The organism is Aeromicrobium endophyticum (assembly GCF_003586285.1).
GTDB lineage: Bacteria > Actinomycetota > Actinomycetes > Propionibacteriales > Nocardioidaceae > Aeromicrobium > Aeromicrobium endophyticum.
In genome coordinates this window covers 566,347-581,428 of sequence record NZ_QUBR01000001.1, presented here as the reverse complement: position 1 = coordinate 581,428, position 15,082 = coordinate 566,347, and the positions used below count along the sequence as shown (strand labels likewise).

General features: G+C 71.0%; 12 protein-coding genes. 6 read left to right on the top strand and 6 right to left on the bottom strand.

The window, feature by feature from the left end:
* Nucleotides 1-78: 78 nt before the first annotated feature.
* Nucleotides 79-1,038, bottom strand: a complete 960-nt coding sequence (locus tag DX116_RS02920) for an NADPH:quinone oxidoreductase family protein (RefSeq protein WP_119702693.1) — start codon at nucleotides 1,036-1,038, stop codon at nucleotides 79-81.
* Between the two features lie 49 nt (nucleotides 1,039-1,087).
* The gene (locus DX116_RS02915; RefSeq protein WP_119702692.1) at nucleotides 1,088-2,566 is read right to left on the bottom strand and encodes an MFS transporter; all 1,479 of its coding nucleotides are present in this window, start codon (nucleotides 2,564-2,566) and stop codon (nucleotides 1,088-1,090) included.
* 100 nt (nucleotides 2,567-2,666) lie between these two features.
* Between DX116_RS02915 and DX116_RS02910 the strand changes: the two genes are divergently transcribed.
* Together DX116_RS02910 and DX116_RS02905 are read left to right on the top strand one after the other, a co-directional pair.
* Complete coding sequence (locus DX116_RS02910; protein ID WP_119704096.1) at nucleotides 2,667-3,344, top strand: TetR/AcrR family transcriptional regulator; 678 nt, start codon at nucleotides 2,667-2,669, stop codon at nucleotides 3,342-3,344.
* Nucleotides 3,345-3,373: 29 nt separating this feature from the next.
* The gene (locus DX116_RS02905; RefSeq protein ID WP_199715905.1) at nucleotides 3,374-5,920 is read left to right on the top strand and encodes a DEAD/DEAH box helicase; all 2,547 of its coding nucleotides are present in this window, start codon (nucleotides 3,374-3,376) and stop codon (nucleotides 5,918-5,920) included.
* Nucleotides 5,921-6,106: 186 nt separating this feature from the next.
* Here the strand turns inward: DX116_RS02905 and DX116_RS02900 are convergent, their stop codons facing one another.
* Complete coding sequence (locus tag DX116_RS02900; RefSeq protein ID WP_119702691.1) at nucleotides 6,107-7,573, bottom strand: flavin-containing monooxygenase; 1,467 nt, start codon at nucleotides 7,571-7,573, stop codon at nucleotides 6,107-6,109.
* Between the two features lie 78 nt (nucleotides 7,574-7,651).
* Between DX116_RS02900 and DX116_RS02895 the strand changes: the two genes are divergently transcribed.
* Nucleotides 7,652-8,260, top strand: a complete 609-nt coding sequence (locus DX116_RS02895; RefSeq protein ID WP_233556548.1) for a TetR/AcrR family transcriptional regulator — start codon at nucleotides 7,652-7,654, stop codon at nucleotides 8,258-8,260.
* A gap of 15 nt (nucleotides 8,261-8,275) precedes the next feature.
* Here DX116_RS02895 and DX116_RS02890 read toward each other — a convergent pair whose 3' ends face one another.
* The 3 genes from DX116_RS02890 to DX116_RS02880 are packed head-to-tail and all read right to left on the bottom strand — an operon-like array spanning nucleotide 8,276 to nucleotide 11,343.
* Nucleotides 8,276-9,439, bottom strand: a complete 1,164-nt coding sequence (locus tag DX116_RS02890) for a PQQ-dependent sugar dehydrogenase (RefSeq protein WP_119702690.1) — start codon at nucleotides 9,437-9,439, stop codon at nucleotides 8,276-8,278.
* 48 nt (nucleotides 9,440-9,487) lie between these two features.
* Nucleotides 9,488-10,822 (bottom strand): endonuclease/exonuclease/phosphatase family protein, encoded by a 1,335-nt coding sequence (locus tag DX116_RS02885; RefSeq protein WP_119702689.1) that lies wholly within the window; start codon nucleotides 10,820-10,822, stop codon nucleotides 9,488-9,490.
* Between the two features lie 29 nt (nucleotides 10,823-10,851).
* A complete protein-coding gene (locus DX116_RS02880) occupies nucleotides 10,852-11,343 on the bottom strand; it encodes an inorganic diphosphatase (RefSeq protein ID WP_056605648.1) in 492 nt (163 codons plus the stop codon).
* A 76-nt stretch (nucleotides 11,344-11,419) separates the two neighbouring features.
* On the opposite strand from DX116_RS02880, the gene dacB reads away from it, so the two are divergent.
* The 3 genes from dacB (at nucleotide 11,420) to tilS (ending at nucleotide 15,081) form a co-directional block, all read left to right on the top strand.
* The gene (gene dacB, locus DX116_RS02875; protein WP_158591881.1) at nucleotides 11,420-12,835 is read left to right on the top strand and encodes a D-alanyl-D-alanine carboxypeptidase/D-alanyl-D-alanine endopeptidase; all 1,416 of its coding nucleotides are present in this window, start codon (nucleotides 11,420-11,422) and stop codon (nucleotides 12,833-12,835) included.
* A 209-nt stretch (nucleotides 12,836-13,044) separates the two neighbouring features.
* Complete coding sequence (locus DX116_RS02870) at nucleotides 13,045-14,091, top strand: zinc-dependent metalloprotease (RefSeq protein WP_119702687.1); 1,047 nt, start codon at nucleotides 13,045-13,047, stop codon at nucleotides 14,089-14,091.
* A 24-nt stretch (nucleotides 14,092-14,115) separates the two neighbouring features.
* The gene (gene tilS, locus DX116_RS02865) at nucleotides 14,116-15,081 is read left to right on the top strand and encodes a tRNA lysidine(34) synthetase TilS (protein WP_119702686.1); all 966 of its coding nucleotides are present in this window, start codon (nucleotides 14,116-14,118) and stop codon (nucleotides 15,079-15,081) included.
* Nucleotide 15,082 lies beyond the last annotated feature (1 nt).

Genomic DNA, 15,082 nt, shown 5'->3' with positions numbered 1-15,082 from the left:
CGGTGCGTCTTCCACCGAATAGCGCGGATTTCGGCGCCATTCGGTGGATCATCCACCGCCGCTCGGGACGAGATCGCGCTAGGGCGTCAGCAGCACCTTGCCGGTCGCGCGACGCTCGTCGAGGGTGAGCAGGGCGGCGGACGCCTCGGCGAGCGGGAACGTCGGGCCGACGACCGGCGAGAGCGCCCCGCTGGCCAGGTGCGGCTCCATTGCGGCCCACTCGCCGGCGATGTGCCCCGGACGCTGGAGCACGTAGGCGCCCCATCCGACGCCCACGACCGACACGTTGTTGAGCAGCAGGCGGTTGACCTTGACGGTCGGGATGTCACCGGCCGTGAAGCCGATCACGAGCAGCCGACCGTCGTCGGCGAGGCACCGCAGCGAGTCGGTGAAGCGGTCGCCGCCCACGGGGTCGACCACGATGTCGACCTTGCCGCCGGCGACGACGGCGTCCTTGAAGCCGTCGGCCAGCACGAACTCGTCGGCCCCGGCCTCGAGCGCCACGGCTCCCTTCTCGGGCGTCGACGCCACGGCCACGACGCGCCCCGCGCCGAAGGCCTTGGCCACCTGGATCGCCGCCGTGCCGATGCCGCCCGCGGCGCCCTGTACCAGCACCGACTCGCCGGGCTGCAGACCGCCGCGCTCAACGAGCGCGAAGTAGGCGGTGCCGTAGTTGAAGATGATCGACGCGCCCTGCTCGTAGCTGACGGCGTCGGGGAGGGCGAAGGTCTCGCCGACGGGTGCCACGGCGAGCTCGGCGAAGCCGCCCAGCAGGCACAGGGCCGCGACGCGGTCGCCGGGCGCGAAGCCCGATCCCTCGGGGGCGGTCACGACCTCGCCCGCGATCTCGGCGCCCGGCGTGAACGGCAGCTCGGGCTTCATCTGGTAGAGGCCGCGCGACTGCAGCACCTCGGGGAACGCGACGCCCGCCGCGCGCACGCGGATCAGCACCTGACCCTCTCCGGCCACGGGCTCGGGGACGTCGAGCAGCTCGAGCGCTTCGGGACCGTCGAGGGACGTGATCTGTATCGCCTTCATGTCGCCGACGATAGCGCATCCCTAAGCGCTTGCTTAGCCTTCTCGACGGTCAGTGCGGCTCGTCGGCGACCCGTGAGTCGGTCAGCATGAGCGCGCCGGCTGCGGCGACGAGTCCCACGACCACCGCGAGCGCCGCGTAGGCGATGCGCTCGCCGTGGAAGTACGAGTCGACCATGTCGGTGCTCCACGTGCCAGCAGGCAGGTGCGACGACACGAGCACCGCGATGAGCGTGCCGATGATCGCGGTGCCGATGCTGGTGCCCACCTCCTGGGCGGTGTCGTTGAGCGCGGCGCCGATCGTCGTGCGGTTGGCCGGCATGGCGCTGACCAGGGCGATGGCACAGATCGTCATGACGGTGCGCAGCCCGACCGTCATCACGACCATGGCCGCGGCGATCGCGAGGTAGCCGTGCTCGACGCCCCAGGCCATCCCGCCGAGCGATCCGCCGAGCAGCACCGCGCCGACCAGGCAGGCGATGCGGTGGCCGTACCGCCGGGCGAGCCACTCCGAGAACGGGGTCGCCGCGATCATCGTGACGATCAGCGGCAGATTGGCCAGACCGGCCCGGACGGGGCTCCATCCGTAGGCGTACTGGAAGTGCAGGATCAGCCCGAACAGCACGCCGGCCATCGCGATCGACGTGCCGATCTGCGCGATCGCAGCACCGCGCACGGGGCCGTTCGAGAACAGTCCCAGGTCGAGCATCGGGGCGGCGGAGCGTCGCTCGTGCCGCACGAACGAGATGGCCGCTGCGACGGCACCGAGGGCGGAGGCGATCGTGGAGGCAGCCAGCCAGCCGTGGTCGACGCCACTGGTCAGGGTGTAGCAGGCCAGGCCGATCGCGGCGATGCTCAGCACGGCGCCCGGAAGGTCGGGGGCGTCGTCGGTCAGGTCCTCCGGGCGGTCGGGCGGCACGCCGAGCCGCACGCCGATGATCGCGATCGCGGCGATGGGCGCGTTGACGATCAGCAGCCACTCCCACCCGACGTGTGCCAGCGCCGTGCCGCCGAGCAGGGGGCCGAGCACGAAGCCCGACATGCCGACGATCATCACGACCGTGATGGCACGCATGCGCAGGGCCTCGTCGTCGAACAGGCGGAAGACCAGCGACATCGTGACGGGCGCCATCATGGCCGCGGCCAGCCCGAGCACGGCGCGCAGGGCGATGAGCTCGCCGGTCGACGAGACCACGATGGCGCCGAGGCTGATGATGCCGAACGCGGTCAGGCCGGTCAGCAGCACCCGGCGACGTCCGAGCCGGTCGGCCGCGGAGCCCGCCGTGAGCAGCAGGCCGCCGAACGTCAGGGAGTAGGCGCCGGTCACCCACTGCAGCGCGGTCGTGCCGCTGCCGAGGTCGCGCGCGATGGTCGGCAGCGCGATCGAGAGCAGGGTGTTGTCGACCATCTCGACGAAGAAGGCCAGGCAGAGCGCGGCCAGGGGGAAGGCTGCGGCGCGCAGCGAGGGGTAGCCGGCCGAGGGCGGGGCGCTCCCGCCGGGTGCGGGTGTGGCTGCGGTCGTGTCACTCATCGCGACACCTCCTTCATCGAACGATGTTCGACTCTCGAACGTCGTTCGAAACAATAGAACACTGTTCGATAATCCGCAACGTCGTGATTGGATGGTGCTCATGGCCCCCCGCAAACGCGTCTCGCACTCGCTCGAGAACGTCGTCGAGGCCACGATCGACCTGCTCGACGAGTCGGGTGAGGGAGCGCTGACGTTCCGCGCCCTCGCCACGCGTCTGGGCGGCGGCGTGGGCAGCATCTACTGGTACGTCTCCAGCAGGGAGGAGCTGCTCGACCGCGCCACCGACGAGGTCATGGGCCGTGTCCTGGCCGAGACGGACGCGCTCGTCGACGGTCCCGACCCGATCGGCAACGTCCGGGCCGTCTCCCTGGCGATGTTCGAGGAGATGGTGCGCCGGCCGTGGCTCGGCAACTACCTGATGCGCAACACCAGCGTCCAGACCAACTCGATCAGGATCTTCGAGCGGCTGGGCCAGCAGCTGATGACGCTCGACCTCAGCCCGAAGCAGAGGTTCCACGCGGTCTCGTCGATCATCAGCTACGTCGTCGGCGTCGCGGTCGACATGGCGCAGCCGCCTCCGCGGGAGTTCTTCGAGAGCGGCCTCGAGCCGGCCGAGTTCATGAAGGCGTTCGCCGACGGGTGGCGTGCCTTCGACGCCGACGAGTTCCCGTTCATCCACCAGATCGTCGACGAGTTCGAGCGCCACGACGACGTGGACGTCTTCCGGTCGGGTCTCGACATGCTGCTGGCCGGGCTCCGCCAGCAGGCGGGGGCCTGACGCTCGTCCGCACGCGCGACAATGGTCCGGTGCCCCGCCTCATCGACCTGCTGCCCAAGACCGGAGCGGCGTACGACGAGGACGCCGTCTACGGCGCGATCACCGAGTGGGTCGACTCGCGCGGGCTGACGATGTACCCCGCGCAGGACGAGGCGATCCTCGAGTGCGTCGCGGGATCCAACGTCGTGCTCGCGACGCCGACCGGCTCGGGCAAGAGCCTCGTCGCGACCGGTGCGATGGCCGCGGCCCTGGCCCGCGGGGAGTGCAGCGTCTACACCGCGCCCATCAAGGCGCTCGTCAGCGAGAAGTTCTTCGACCTCTGCGAGATCTTCGGTGCCGAGAACGTCGGCATGGTCACGGGCGACGCCGCGGTCAACGCCGATGCGCCGATCATTGCGGCGACGGCCGAGATCCTGGCCAACATGGCCCTGCGCGAGGGGGCCGAGGCCGACATCGGGCTCGTCGTCATGGACGAGTTCCACTTCTACGCCGACCCCGACCGCGGCTGGGCGTGGCAGGTGCCGCTGATCGAGCTGCCGCACGCCCAGTTCCTGCTCATGTCGGCGACGCTGGGCGACACGACACGGCTCGAGGCCGACCTGTCGCGGCGCACCGGACGCGAGACGGTCGTCGTCTCGTCCACCGAGCGTCCCGTCCCGCTGGTCAGCGAATATGTCGCGACCCCGGTGCAGGAGACGCTCGAGCAGCTCATCGAGACCGGTCAGACACCGGTCTACGTCGTCCACTTCACGCAGGTGTCGGCCCTCGAGCGGGCGCAGGCGCTGACCAGCATCAAGGTCGCGACGCGCGAGGAGCGCGACACGATCGCCGAGGCGCTCGGCGACTTCCGGTTCTCGTCGGCGTTCGGCAAGACGCTCTCGCGGCTCATCCGGATGGGCGTCGGGGTGCACCACGCCGGGATGCTGCCGCGCTACCGCCGGCTCGTCGAGACCCTCACGCAGCAGGGCCTGCTCAAGGTCGTGTGCGGCACCGACACGCTCGGTGTCGGCATCAACGTCCCGATCCGCACGGTGCTGTTCAGCGGGTTGTCGAAGTACGACGGCACCCGGCAGCGTCAGCTGCAGGTGCGCGAGTTCCAGCAGATCGCCGGACGCGCGGGGCGTGCGGGCTACGACACGATCGGTCATGTCGTGGTCGAGGCGCCCGAGCACGAGATCGAGAACGCCCGGCTCGTCCGCAAGGCCGGCGACGATCCCAAGAAGCTCAAGCGCATCAACCGCAAGAAGCCGCAGGAGGGCTTCGTGTCGTGGGGTCAGGGCACGTTCGAGAAGCTCTCGACCGGCACGCCCGAGCCGCTGGTCTCGCGCATGCGGGTCAGCCACGCGATGGTGCTCGACGTCATCTCGCGCCCCGGCGACGCCCGGGCGTCCCTCGAGCGGCTCCTGCGCGAGAGCGGCGAGACCGAGGACGCACAGGACCGCATGCTCGCGCAGGTCGACGAGATCATCGAGGCGCTGCTCGCCGGCGAGGTCGTCGAGCGCATCGACCCGCCCGACGCCGAGGGACGCACGCTGCGGCTGACGATCGACCTGCAGGCCAACTTCGCGCTCAACCAGCCGCTGTCGCCGTTCGCCGTCGCCGCGCTCGACCTGCTCGACCGCGAGGCGCCGACCTACGCGCTCGACGTCGTCTCGGTCATCGAGGCGACCCTCGACGACCCGCGGCCGATCGTCAACGCCCAGCGGCACCGTGCCCGCGGCGAGGCGATCAACGAGATGAAGATGGACGGCATCGAGTACGACGAGCGCATGGAGCTGATCGAGGACATCACGCACCCCAAGCCGCTCGAGGAGCTGCTCACCGCGGCGTACGAGACGTACCGGGGCGGCCATCCGTGGGTCGCCGACCACGAGCTGCGTCCCAAGTCGGTCGTGCGCGAGATGTGGGAGCGCGCGATGACGTTCTCCGAGCTGATCGGCGACTACCAGCTGGCCCGCTCCGAGGGCTTGGTGCTGCGCTACCTGTCGGACGTCTACAAGACGTTGGGCCGCACGGTGCCCGTCTCGGCACGCGACGAGGAGCTCGAGGACCTCACCGAGTGGCTCGGCGAGCTCGTGCGGCAGACCGACTCGTCGCTGCTCGACGAGTGGGAGGAGCTGATCGCGCCGGGCACCGACCCGCTCGAGGTGCGACCCCAGGCGATGGCCAGCGAGAAGCCACGTCCCGTCACGGGCAATGCGCGGGCGTTCCGGGTGCTCGTGCGCAACGCGATGTTCCGCCGCGTCGAGCTGGCCGCGTTCGGACGGTGGAGCGAGCTGGCGGCGCTCGAGCCGCAGTCGGAGTGGGACGAGCAGGCGTGGATGGACGCGATGGCGGCCTACCGCGAGGAGTACCCGGCGGTCACCGGCTTCGCGACGAACATCGGCACCGGCCCGGGCTCGCGCGGGCCCGAGCTGTTCATGGTCGAGGAGGGCCCGGCGACGTGGACCGTCCGCCAGGTCTTCGACGACCCCGAGGGCGACCGCGACTGGGGCATCAGCGCGACGGTCGACCTCGCCGCAAGCGACGAAGCAGGCGAGGCCGTCGTGACCGTCATGTCGGTCGGCCCCCGCTAGCGAGCGGTCGCCAGCGAGGCCGCTTGCGGCCGAGCGTGAGCGGAGCGAGGCGACAGTGGCGGGCACCATGGGTCGGGTGGGTCCTGGCCCTCACCACGCTTCGCAGCTGACGGCTTCGCCGTGTCACGCTCACGGTCGCTCCGCTCCCTAGCGCGCTCCGACGCTCGGGCGCGGAGCGCCCTCGGTCTACGCGGCCTGCTCCCAGGTGAAGTCGGGCTGGTTGACCTTGCGGGTCTCCCACCAGTACTGGAACGTGAACTTGGGCCAGATGGTCCGGTTCTTGCCGTGGCTGTCGAGGTACCAGCTCGTGCAGCCGCCCTGGGTCCAGATGCCCTTCTCGACCAGGCGCTGGATCTCGGCGTTGAAGGCGGTCTGCGCCTGCAGCGTGGGCTCGGCCGCGGCGGCACCGAGACCGTCCATCTCGTCGAGCAGCCGGATGACGAACTTGGTCTGCTGCTCGATCATGAACACGACCGAGTTGTGGCCCAGCGCGGTGTTGGGGCCGAGCATGAACGCCAGGTTCGGGAAGCCGTTGACCATCATCCCCATGTACGTCTCGACGCCGCCCTCGCGGAACTGCGACGCCAGGTCGACCCCGCCGCGTCCCTTGATGTCGAGGTAGTCGAAGGCGTCGATGACGTGGAAGCCCGTGCCGTAGATGATGACGTCGGCCTCGTGGGTGACGCCGTTGCCGTCGATCACGCCGTCGGCGGTGATCTCGCGGACGCCGTCGGTGCTGAGCTCGACGTTGTCGCGCAGGAAGGTCGGGTAGTACGTGTTCGACTGCAGCACCCGCTTGCACCCGAGGCGGTAGTCGGGCGTCAGCTTGGCCCGCAGCTCGGGGTCGGGGATGGCCTTCTCGAGGTACCGGTTGACGATCTTCTCGGCGAACGGCAGCACGTTGAGGTGGCCGTTAAAGGCGATCGCTCGTGCCTCGAGCCCCCAGTAGAGCGCGTTGCGGTAGGCCCGCTGGGCGCCCGGCACCCGCGCGAAGGCCTTCTTGCGCCACTCGGGCGTCGGCTTGTCCTTCTTGGGCAGCACCCACGGGGGCGTGCGCTGGAAGACCGTGAGCTGCGCGACGTCCTGGGCGATGATCGGGATGAACTGGATCGCGCTGGCACCCGTGCCGATGACGACGACCTTCTTGCCGGTCAGGTCGACCGAGTGGTCCCACTGGGCGGAGTGGAAGCGCGGCCCCGCGAAGGTCTCGGCTCCCGTGATCTCGGGGACGTTGGGGATGTGCAGGCCGCCGACGCCGGCCACGACGAAGCGCGCCTCGTAGTCGTCGCCGCTGGCGGTGCGGACGGTCCAGCGCTGACGGCTCTCGTCCCACGACGCGCCCGTGACCTCGACGCCGAAGTGGATGTACGGACGGATGCCCTGCTCGTCGGCGACGCCGCGCATGTAGTCGTAGATCTCGGGCTGCGCCGAGAAGCTCTTGCTCCAGTCGGCGTTGAGCTCGTACGAGAACGAGTACATGTGGCTGGGGATGTCGCACTCGCACCCGGGATAGGTGTTGTCGCGCCACGTGCCGCCGACGTCCTGGGCCTTCTCGAGCACCACGAAGTCGTCGCGCCCGGCGGCCCGAAGCTTCATGGCCATCCCCATGCCGGAGAATCCTGTACCGATGACGATGATGTCCTTGGTGATCACGGCTCGGATACTATCGGTATCTGAGTACGATGCAAAGGTGTGCCGGGCCACTCCCGGTCCTGCGGAGGAGGAGCAACGGTGACGGTCGACGGAGGGCGGACGACCCGGGCGGAGCGCCAGGCGCAGACGCGCGAGAGCCTCATCGCAGTGGCTCGCGAGATGTTCCTGGCCGACGGCTACGCCGCGACCTCGCTCGACAAGGTGGCGGTGCGGGCCGGATTCTCCAAGGGCGCCGTCTACTCCAACTTCTCCGGCAAGGAGCAGCTCTGCATGGCGGTGCTCGACAGCATCCACGAGGAGCAGATCGCCGGCGTCGTCGAGGCGTTCAGCCGCGACACCGACCTCGACGGACGCATCGAGGCCTTCGCGGCCTGGGCCCGCGAGGGGCTCGGTCAGCCGCGCTGGACGGCCCTCGAGGTCGAGTTCGGCGCGATCGCCCGGCAGAGCCCCTACGTCGCGACCGAGCTGGTCAAGCGGCACCGCGAGATCCGGGCGGCCATCGCGCAGCTGGTGCGTCAGGTGACCGCCGAGGCAGGGCTCGAGGACGTCATCGACGCCGACCAGGCGGCCACGACGTTGCTGAGCCTCGGCATCGGACTCGGCACGCTCCGCTCGCTCGACCACACGATCGACGTCCGGGTCTTCGCCGACACGATGCGCGCGCTGCTGCGCGGCTCGCAGGGCTGAGCCGGTCGGACCGCCTCAGCGTGCCGTGACGCGCAGGATCTTGTCGTCCGCTCCGTTGGACGTGGTCAGGTACAGCGCGCCGTCGGGCCCACGCACCGCCGCCCGCAGACGTCCGTAGGTGCCGTCGAGGGCCGAGGGCTTCCAGGTCTCGCGCAGCGAGCCTCGACGGTCGAACCGCAGCAGCCGCAGCGACGAGTCCTTGAGCGACGAGACGGCCAGCGCGCCGCGCCATCCCTTCCACGAGCGTCCGGAGACGAACGTCCCGCCGCTGGTGGCGAACGTCTGCGGGCCGGACCGCCACGCCGCCGAGCGCTGACGTCCGGGCAGCCGGTGGTCGGTCATGGGGGAGTCGGCGCCCTCGTTGTAAGCGGGGTCTCCCGCCGTGCGCGGCACGGGGTTCCACCCGTAGTTGCCCTTCTTGCGCAGGCGGTTGACCTCGTCGTCGCGATAGCTGCCCTGCTCGACCGACCAGATCGTGCCGTCGCTGCGACGGGCCAGGCCCTGCACGTTGCGGTGGCCGTAGGTGTAGACCCGCTGCTTCATCCGGTTGGTGCTGCGGATGAAGGGATTGGTCTTGATGCCCCGGCCGGTGCGGGCATCGACCCGCAGCACCTTGCCCCCGCCCGACGTCAGCCGCTGGGGGTTGGCGCCGACCGCCGCGTCGCCCGTGCCGATGAACAGCTGGTCGCCCGAGCCGGTGACCAGGGCGCAGCCGCCGTGCCGCCCGCTCGTGGACGGCAGGCCCGTCACGAGGGTGCGCACGCGGGTCGCCTTGGTGGCGGCCCGGTTGAGCCGCCACCGTACGACCCGGACGTCCTGCACGCCGCCGTTGCGGTATCCGTGGCAGGTCATGAACGCGCGGCTCGTGGCGAAGTCCTTGGCCGGCTCGACCGACATCAGACCCGTCTCGCCGCCCGACCACATGTGCTCGGGAGCGGTGAAGATCGTCCGGGTGCGGCCGTCCGGACGGCGCAGCGTGAGCCGCATGCGGGAGCGCTCGGTGACGAGCATCGACCGGTCGGGCAGGAAGGCGAGGTCCCACGGGTGCTCGAGCCCGGACTGCACGACCGAGACCCGCAGGTCAGGCCGCTGGGCGCCCGCCGACGCCGGTGACGTGGCGCTGAGCAGGGAGGCCGGCAGCACGAGGACGGCGGCGATCGCGGGAACGAGACGTCTCATGCGTCCAGTGTGCTCCAGGTCATAGTCGCCCGCACATCCGTCGGCGTCTCAGGGCAGCAGGATCGTCGTCCGCACGAGGTTGTGGTCGGATGCCTGGGTGCCGAGGTAGCGGCGCTGGCGCGTCTTGGCCTCGACCCGCCACGACGTCGAGCCGAGCTGCTGGGGGATGAAGATGCGGTCGATGTGCCCGCCCCAGTACTTCAACGTCTCGACGTCGCGCTGCCAGCCGTTGAAGCTGCTGACGTAGGGCCGCGTGTAGGTCGCGGACGCGTCGAAGGTGTCGGTCCAGCCGCGTGCCGCCATGATCCGCCGCGGCGGGTCGTTGCTGGGGCCGCCGCGGTACGAGTTGAAGTCACCCATGAAGATGACCGGCAGGCCCTCGACGGCCCGCCGGGTCGTGCGGATCAGCTGGCGGGTCTCGCGTCCGCGCAGGATGCCGTCGGCCGTGGTCGGCCCGTGCGAGAGGTGGGCCGACACGAAGGCGTACGTCTTGCCGTCGGCCTTCAGCCGCAGAGCGACCCACACGCCGGTCGCCCCCGTGGCCGAGCCGATGCGGCCCTCCTGCTCGATCGTCTGCTGGCGGTCGCGGCACACCGGCTCCTCGGTGAGCCAGCTGCTCGTCTGGTAGGCGTACCAGCGCTGCGTCGCCTGGTCGAAGTGCCGGGGGAACCGCCAGGTCACGGTGCTGTCGGGCCCGCGGTACGGCTCGACCTCGCAGTGCTGGGCCGGCGTGGTGGCCACCGCCAGCTCGGCCGCCGAGGCGCGGTAGTAGATCGCCTCGTCGACCTTGCGCTCGGGTGCGGCGTAGCGGACGTACCCGTACTTCTCGAGGCGGTCGGCCAGCCGGTCGGCCTTCGTCGTGACCTCCTGGACGGCGACGACGTCGGCCTTCGCACCGACGATGCGCTTGACGATCGCGTTCTCGCGCTTGCGGGTCCAGCGCTTGCAGTTGACCGACACCGCGCAGACGTTGAACGTCGCGACCGAGACCTTGGGGCCGGTCGCCCTGACGCTGCGACGCAGCGTGTAGCTGCACACGGGGGCCGAGCGCTTGCCGGTGCTGCTGCCGCGGACGGCCTTGACGGTGAAGCAGTAGCGGCGGTGAGACCCCAGCTCCTTGACCTTCAACGACGTCCGCCGGCCGTGCGAGCGGTGCACCCGCTTGGTGGTGTGGCTCGCCTTCGAGGGGCTCGACCCCACGTAGACCGAGTAGCGCCGGGCGCCGCTCACGGCCGGCCAGGTGACGGTCAGGGTGTGCGGCGAGGCGGCCGTGACGTACGGGACCGAGACGCGGCCCGGACGCGCCTGGGCAGGCGACATCAGGCCGACGGTCAGCAGCAGCGAACCGAGGGCCGCGACGACGAGCTTCGACAGCGAGGGCACCGGGAGATGCGTCCCCTACGTGAGATGGATCAGTAGCCGCCGTTGTCCTTGAAGCGCGCGTAGCTGGCCTGGATCTCGGCCTCGGCCTCGACGCGTCCGGTCCACGTGGAGCCCTCGACGGACTTGCCGGGCTCGAGGTCCTTGTAGACCGTGAAGAAGTGCTCGATCTCGAGCCGGTCGAACTCCGGCACGTGGTGGATGTCGCGGAGGTGCTCCTGGCGCGGGTCCTTGGCCGGGACGCACAGCACCTTGTCGTCGCCGCCGGCCTCGTCGGTCATGCGGAACATGCCGATCGTGCGGCACGAGATGACGCAGCCCGGGAACGTCGGCTCCGACAGGAGCACGAGGGCGTCGAGCGGGTCCTCGTCGAGACCCAGGGTGTCGTCGATGAAACCGTAGTCCGCGGGGTACTGCGTTGCGGTGAACAGCGTGCGATCAAGACGGATGCGGTGCGACGCGTGGTCGACCTCGTACTTGTTGCGGCTGCCCTTGGGGATCTCCACGGTGACGTCGAAAATCACTGGTGCCTCCGGCGGTTGAGGATGGGTGCGTCGGACCGGGACGTGGCACGACGGGGGTCTCTATAGTCTGGCGCATGTGAGAGCCACGCGAGGACGCAGGGTCGCCGACGGTCTCGTGGCGATCGCGGTGCCGGTCCTGACGCTGGTGCTGGTCGTGGTGCTCGCGACGACGCTGTGGCAGCGCGGCGACCTCAACCGGTTCGTGTGCGACGGAGACTGCGGACCGTCCAACGTCGTCCCCCCGCTGGGGCTCCAGCTGCGGGAAGCGCCTGCCGCGTCCACGCCCGACGGGACGGTCTCGGGCACGGTCGACCCGCGCAAGCTCGAGGCGGTGGTGCGTCCCGCGCTCGACGACACCGTGCTCGGGCCCCGGGTCGGCTTCGCCGCCGTCGCGCCCGACGGCACCCCGCTGTTCAGCTCCGGCCCCGGCACCTACGCGCCGGCCTCGACCACCAAGGTGCTCACGAGCTTCGCCGCGCTCTCGACGATCGACCCGCAGACCCGCTTCGCGACCAAGGTCGTCCGGTCCGGCGACGACCTCGTCCTGGTCGGCGGCGGCGACCCCTACCTGTCGACCAAGCCCGCCCGGCGCGCCGGTGACCGGGTGTTCCAGGCCGATCTCACGACGCTGGCACGGCGCACCGCCGCGAGCCTCAAGGCGTCGGGCACCACGTCGGTGAGGCTGCGCTACGACGCGTCGTTGTTCACGGGGGCCGATGCGAGTCCCGAGTGGGAGCCCGACTACGTGACAGCCAACATCGTCACGCGCATCAGTGCGCTGTGGGTCGACCAGGGCATCAGCGACGGCGTCCGCGCCGCCGATCCTCCGAACGCCGCGGCCCGCACCTTCGCACGCCTGCTCGCCGACCAGGGCGTGACGGTCACCGGCGATCCCTCGCCAGCGACGGCCGAGGCCGGGGCCCCGGTGGTCGGCGAGGTGCGCAGCGCGACGCTCGCCCAGATCGTCGAGACGCTCGTCCGGATCAGCGACAACGAGGCCGCCGAGGTCGTCCTGCGACACGTCGCCCGGGCCGCCGGCGGATCGGCGGACTTCGCCGGCGGCACGGCAGCCGTCGTCGCGGCGCTGGAGGATGCCGGCATCGACACCGACGGGCTCGTGCTGAACGACGGCAGCGGTCTGTCGCGCGCCAACCGCATCAGCCCCGCGACCTTGGTGCAGACGCTGCAGAAGTCGGTCGGGTCGTCGCGGACGTCCGAGCTGCTCGCCGACCTGCCGGTCGCGGGGTTCACCGGGACGCTGGTCGACCGCTTCTCGGGGCTGGCCGGCGCCAGGGGAGAGGTGCGGGCCAAGACCGGCACGCTGACGGGCATCCACTCCCTCGCCGGGTACGCGGTCGACGCCGACGGCAGCCCCGTGCTGTTCGCCGTCATGAGCGACCGCTCCGACCGCGACCAGCCGCTGCAGGCCCAGGCGGCTCTCGACGCCGTCACCGCCGCGATCGCCACCTGCCGCTGCTCGACCCCCGGCTGAGGAACGCGGGTTCTCGTTCGCCAGGGAGCGGAGCTGGGGGTACCTCTCGCGAGCGCAGCGAGTGGGGGCCCGTGAGAGCGGAGCCCGAGGCTAACCAAGCCTGAGGGCTTGCGTCAGTCCCCCTCGCTTCGCTCACGGTCGGCCGCAGGCGGCCTCCCTGGCGGACGCACGCCATCGTTTGCCGGGGAGCCCACAGGTAGCGTGGCTCCATGATCGACTGGAACCTCGCGTTGACGACGGCGACGAAGCTGTCGCGCCCCGGCCCCGAGATGTCGGCCGGCGAGATCGCCGAGGCCGTCGCCGAGCTGCGCGAGGGTGCCGCCCGGTCGGAGGGTCCCGTGCGTGAGTTCAGCCGTCTGCACGCGACGTCCGCCACGGCACCCGTGCTCGTGGTCGACCGCCCGCGATGGGTCGAGGCCAACCTCGAGTCGTTCCAGCTGATCATGCGCCCCATCGAGGCCAAGCTCGCCGCGGCCGGCAAGGCGCCCACGGGCGTGGCCGCGACGATGGGCGCGAAGGTCGGCGGGGTCGAGGTCGGCGGGCTGATGTCGTTCATGTCGTCGAAGGTGCTCGGCCAGTTCGACCCGTTCTGGGACGGTCCGGCGGGCGAGGGCGGACGTCTGCTGCTCGTCGCCCCCAACATCGTCGAGGTCGAGCGCAAGCTCGAGGTGGATCCTCATGACTTCCGCCTGTGGGTCTGCCTCCACGAAGAGACCCACCGCGTCCAGTTCACGGCGGTGCCGTGGATGCGCACCCACCTCAAGTCGCTCCTCGACGAGTTCATCGAGGCCACCGACGTCGACTCGTCCGCGCTGTCGTCGATGATGTCCGACGGCGTCGGCGAGGTCGTCCGCGTCCTCAAGGGCGACTCCGACGCGTCGCTGAGCGAGATCTTCCAGAACGACCGCCAGCGCGAGATCGTGGACCGGCTGACGGGCATCATGTCGTTGCTCGAGGGGCACGCCGACGTCGTCATGGACGGGGTGGGGCCCGAGGTCATCCCCAGCGTCGTCGACATCCGGCGCAAGTTCACCCAGCGCCGCGCCGGCACCAGCCCGCTCGACCGCCTGCTGCGCCGCCTGCTCGGCCTCGACGCCAAGATGCGGCAGTACCGCGACGGCGCGACGTTCGTCCGCACGGTCGTCGACCGGGTCGGCCTCGACGGCTTCAACCAGGTGTGGGCCGAGCCGGCCAACCTGCCGGGACGCTCCGAGATCCTCGACCCGGCGTCGTGGGTCGCACGCGTGCACGGCTAGGCCGAGGCGGACGGGGCTGACGAGATGGGCGGCGCGCTCGACCCTGCGGTGGCGACCGGACGCAACCTGGTGCGGGCGGCTCTCGACGACCTGTCGGCGGGGGCGCGGGTCGTCGTGGGTGTCTCGGGCGGCGCCGACTCGCTCGCGCTCGCCGCGGTCACGGCCTTCGTGGCCCGGCGAGACGGGTACGACCTGTCGGCCGTCGTGGTCGACCACGGCCTGCAGCACGGCTCGGCCGACGTCGCTGATGTCGCCGTCCGGCAGGTGCGGTCGCTGGGCGTCCCGGCGGTGGTCGAGCGCGTCGACGTGGGGCGAGCCGGCGGGCCCGAGGCAGCCGCCCGCGACGCCCGCCTGTCGGTGCTCGCCTCGACGGGAGCCGACGCGGTGCTGCTGGCCCACACCCTCGACGACCAGGCCGAGACGGTGCTGCTCGGGCTGGGGCGCGGCTCGGGCCCCCGCTCGATCAGCGGCATGGCGCCTCGCGACGGGCTCTGGCGCCGCCCGCTGCTGACCGTGCGGCGGGCCGACACCGAGCGCATCTGCCGGGCCTCGGGCCTGGCGTGGTGGACCGACCCCCACAACAGCGATCCCGCGTTCCGCCGCTCACGGCTGCGCGCCGAGGTCATGCCGATGCTCGAGGACGTCCTGGGCGGCGGGGTCGCCGAGGCACTGGCGCGCACCGCCGACCAGGTGCGTGCCGACGGGACGCTGCTCGACCAGCTGGCCGCCGAGGTCTCCGACCCGTCCGACGTGCCGACGCTCGCCGCGCTGCCGCCCGCGCTGAGGTCGCGGGTGCTGCGACGGCTCGCCCTGGCCGCCGGTGCCAGCGCCGCCGAGCTCGCGGCGAGCCACCTGGCCGAGCTCGACCGTCTCGTGACCGACTGGCACGGCCAGCAGCGCATCGAGCTTCCCGGACGGGTGAGCGTGACCCGTGTCAGGACGTCAGGTGGGACTTCCCTGATGTTCGCAGCCACCCCTGTGGGAGGCTGAA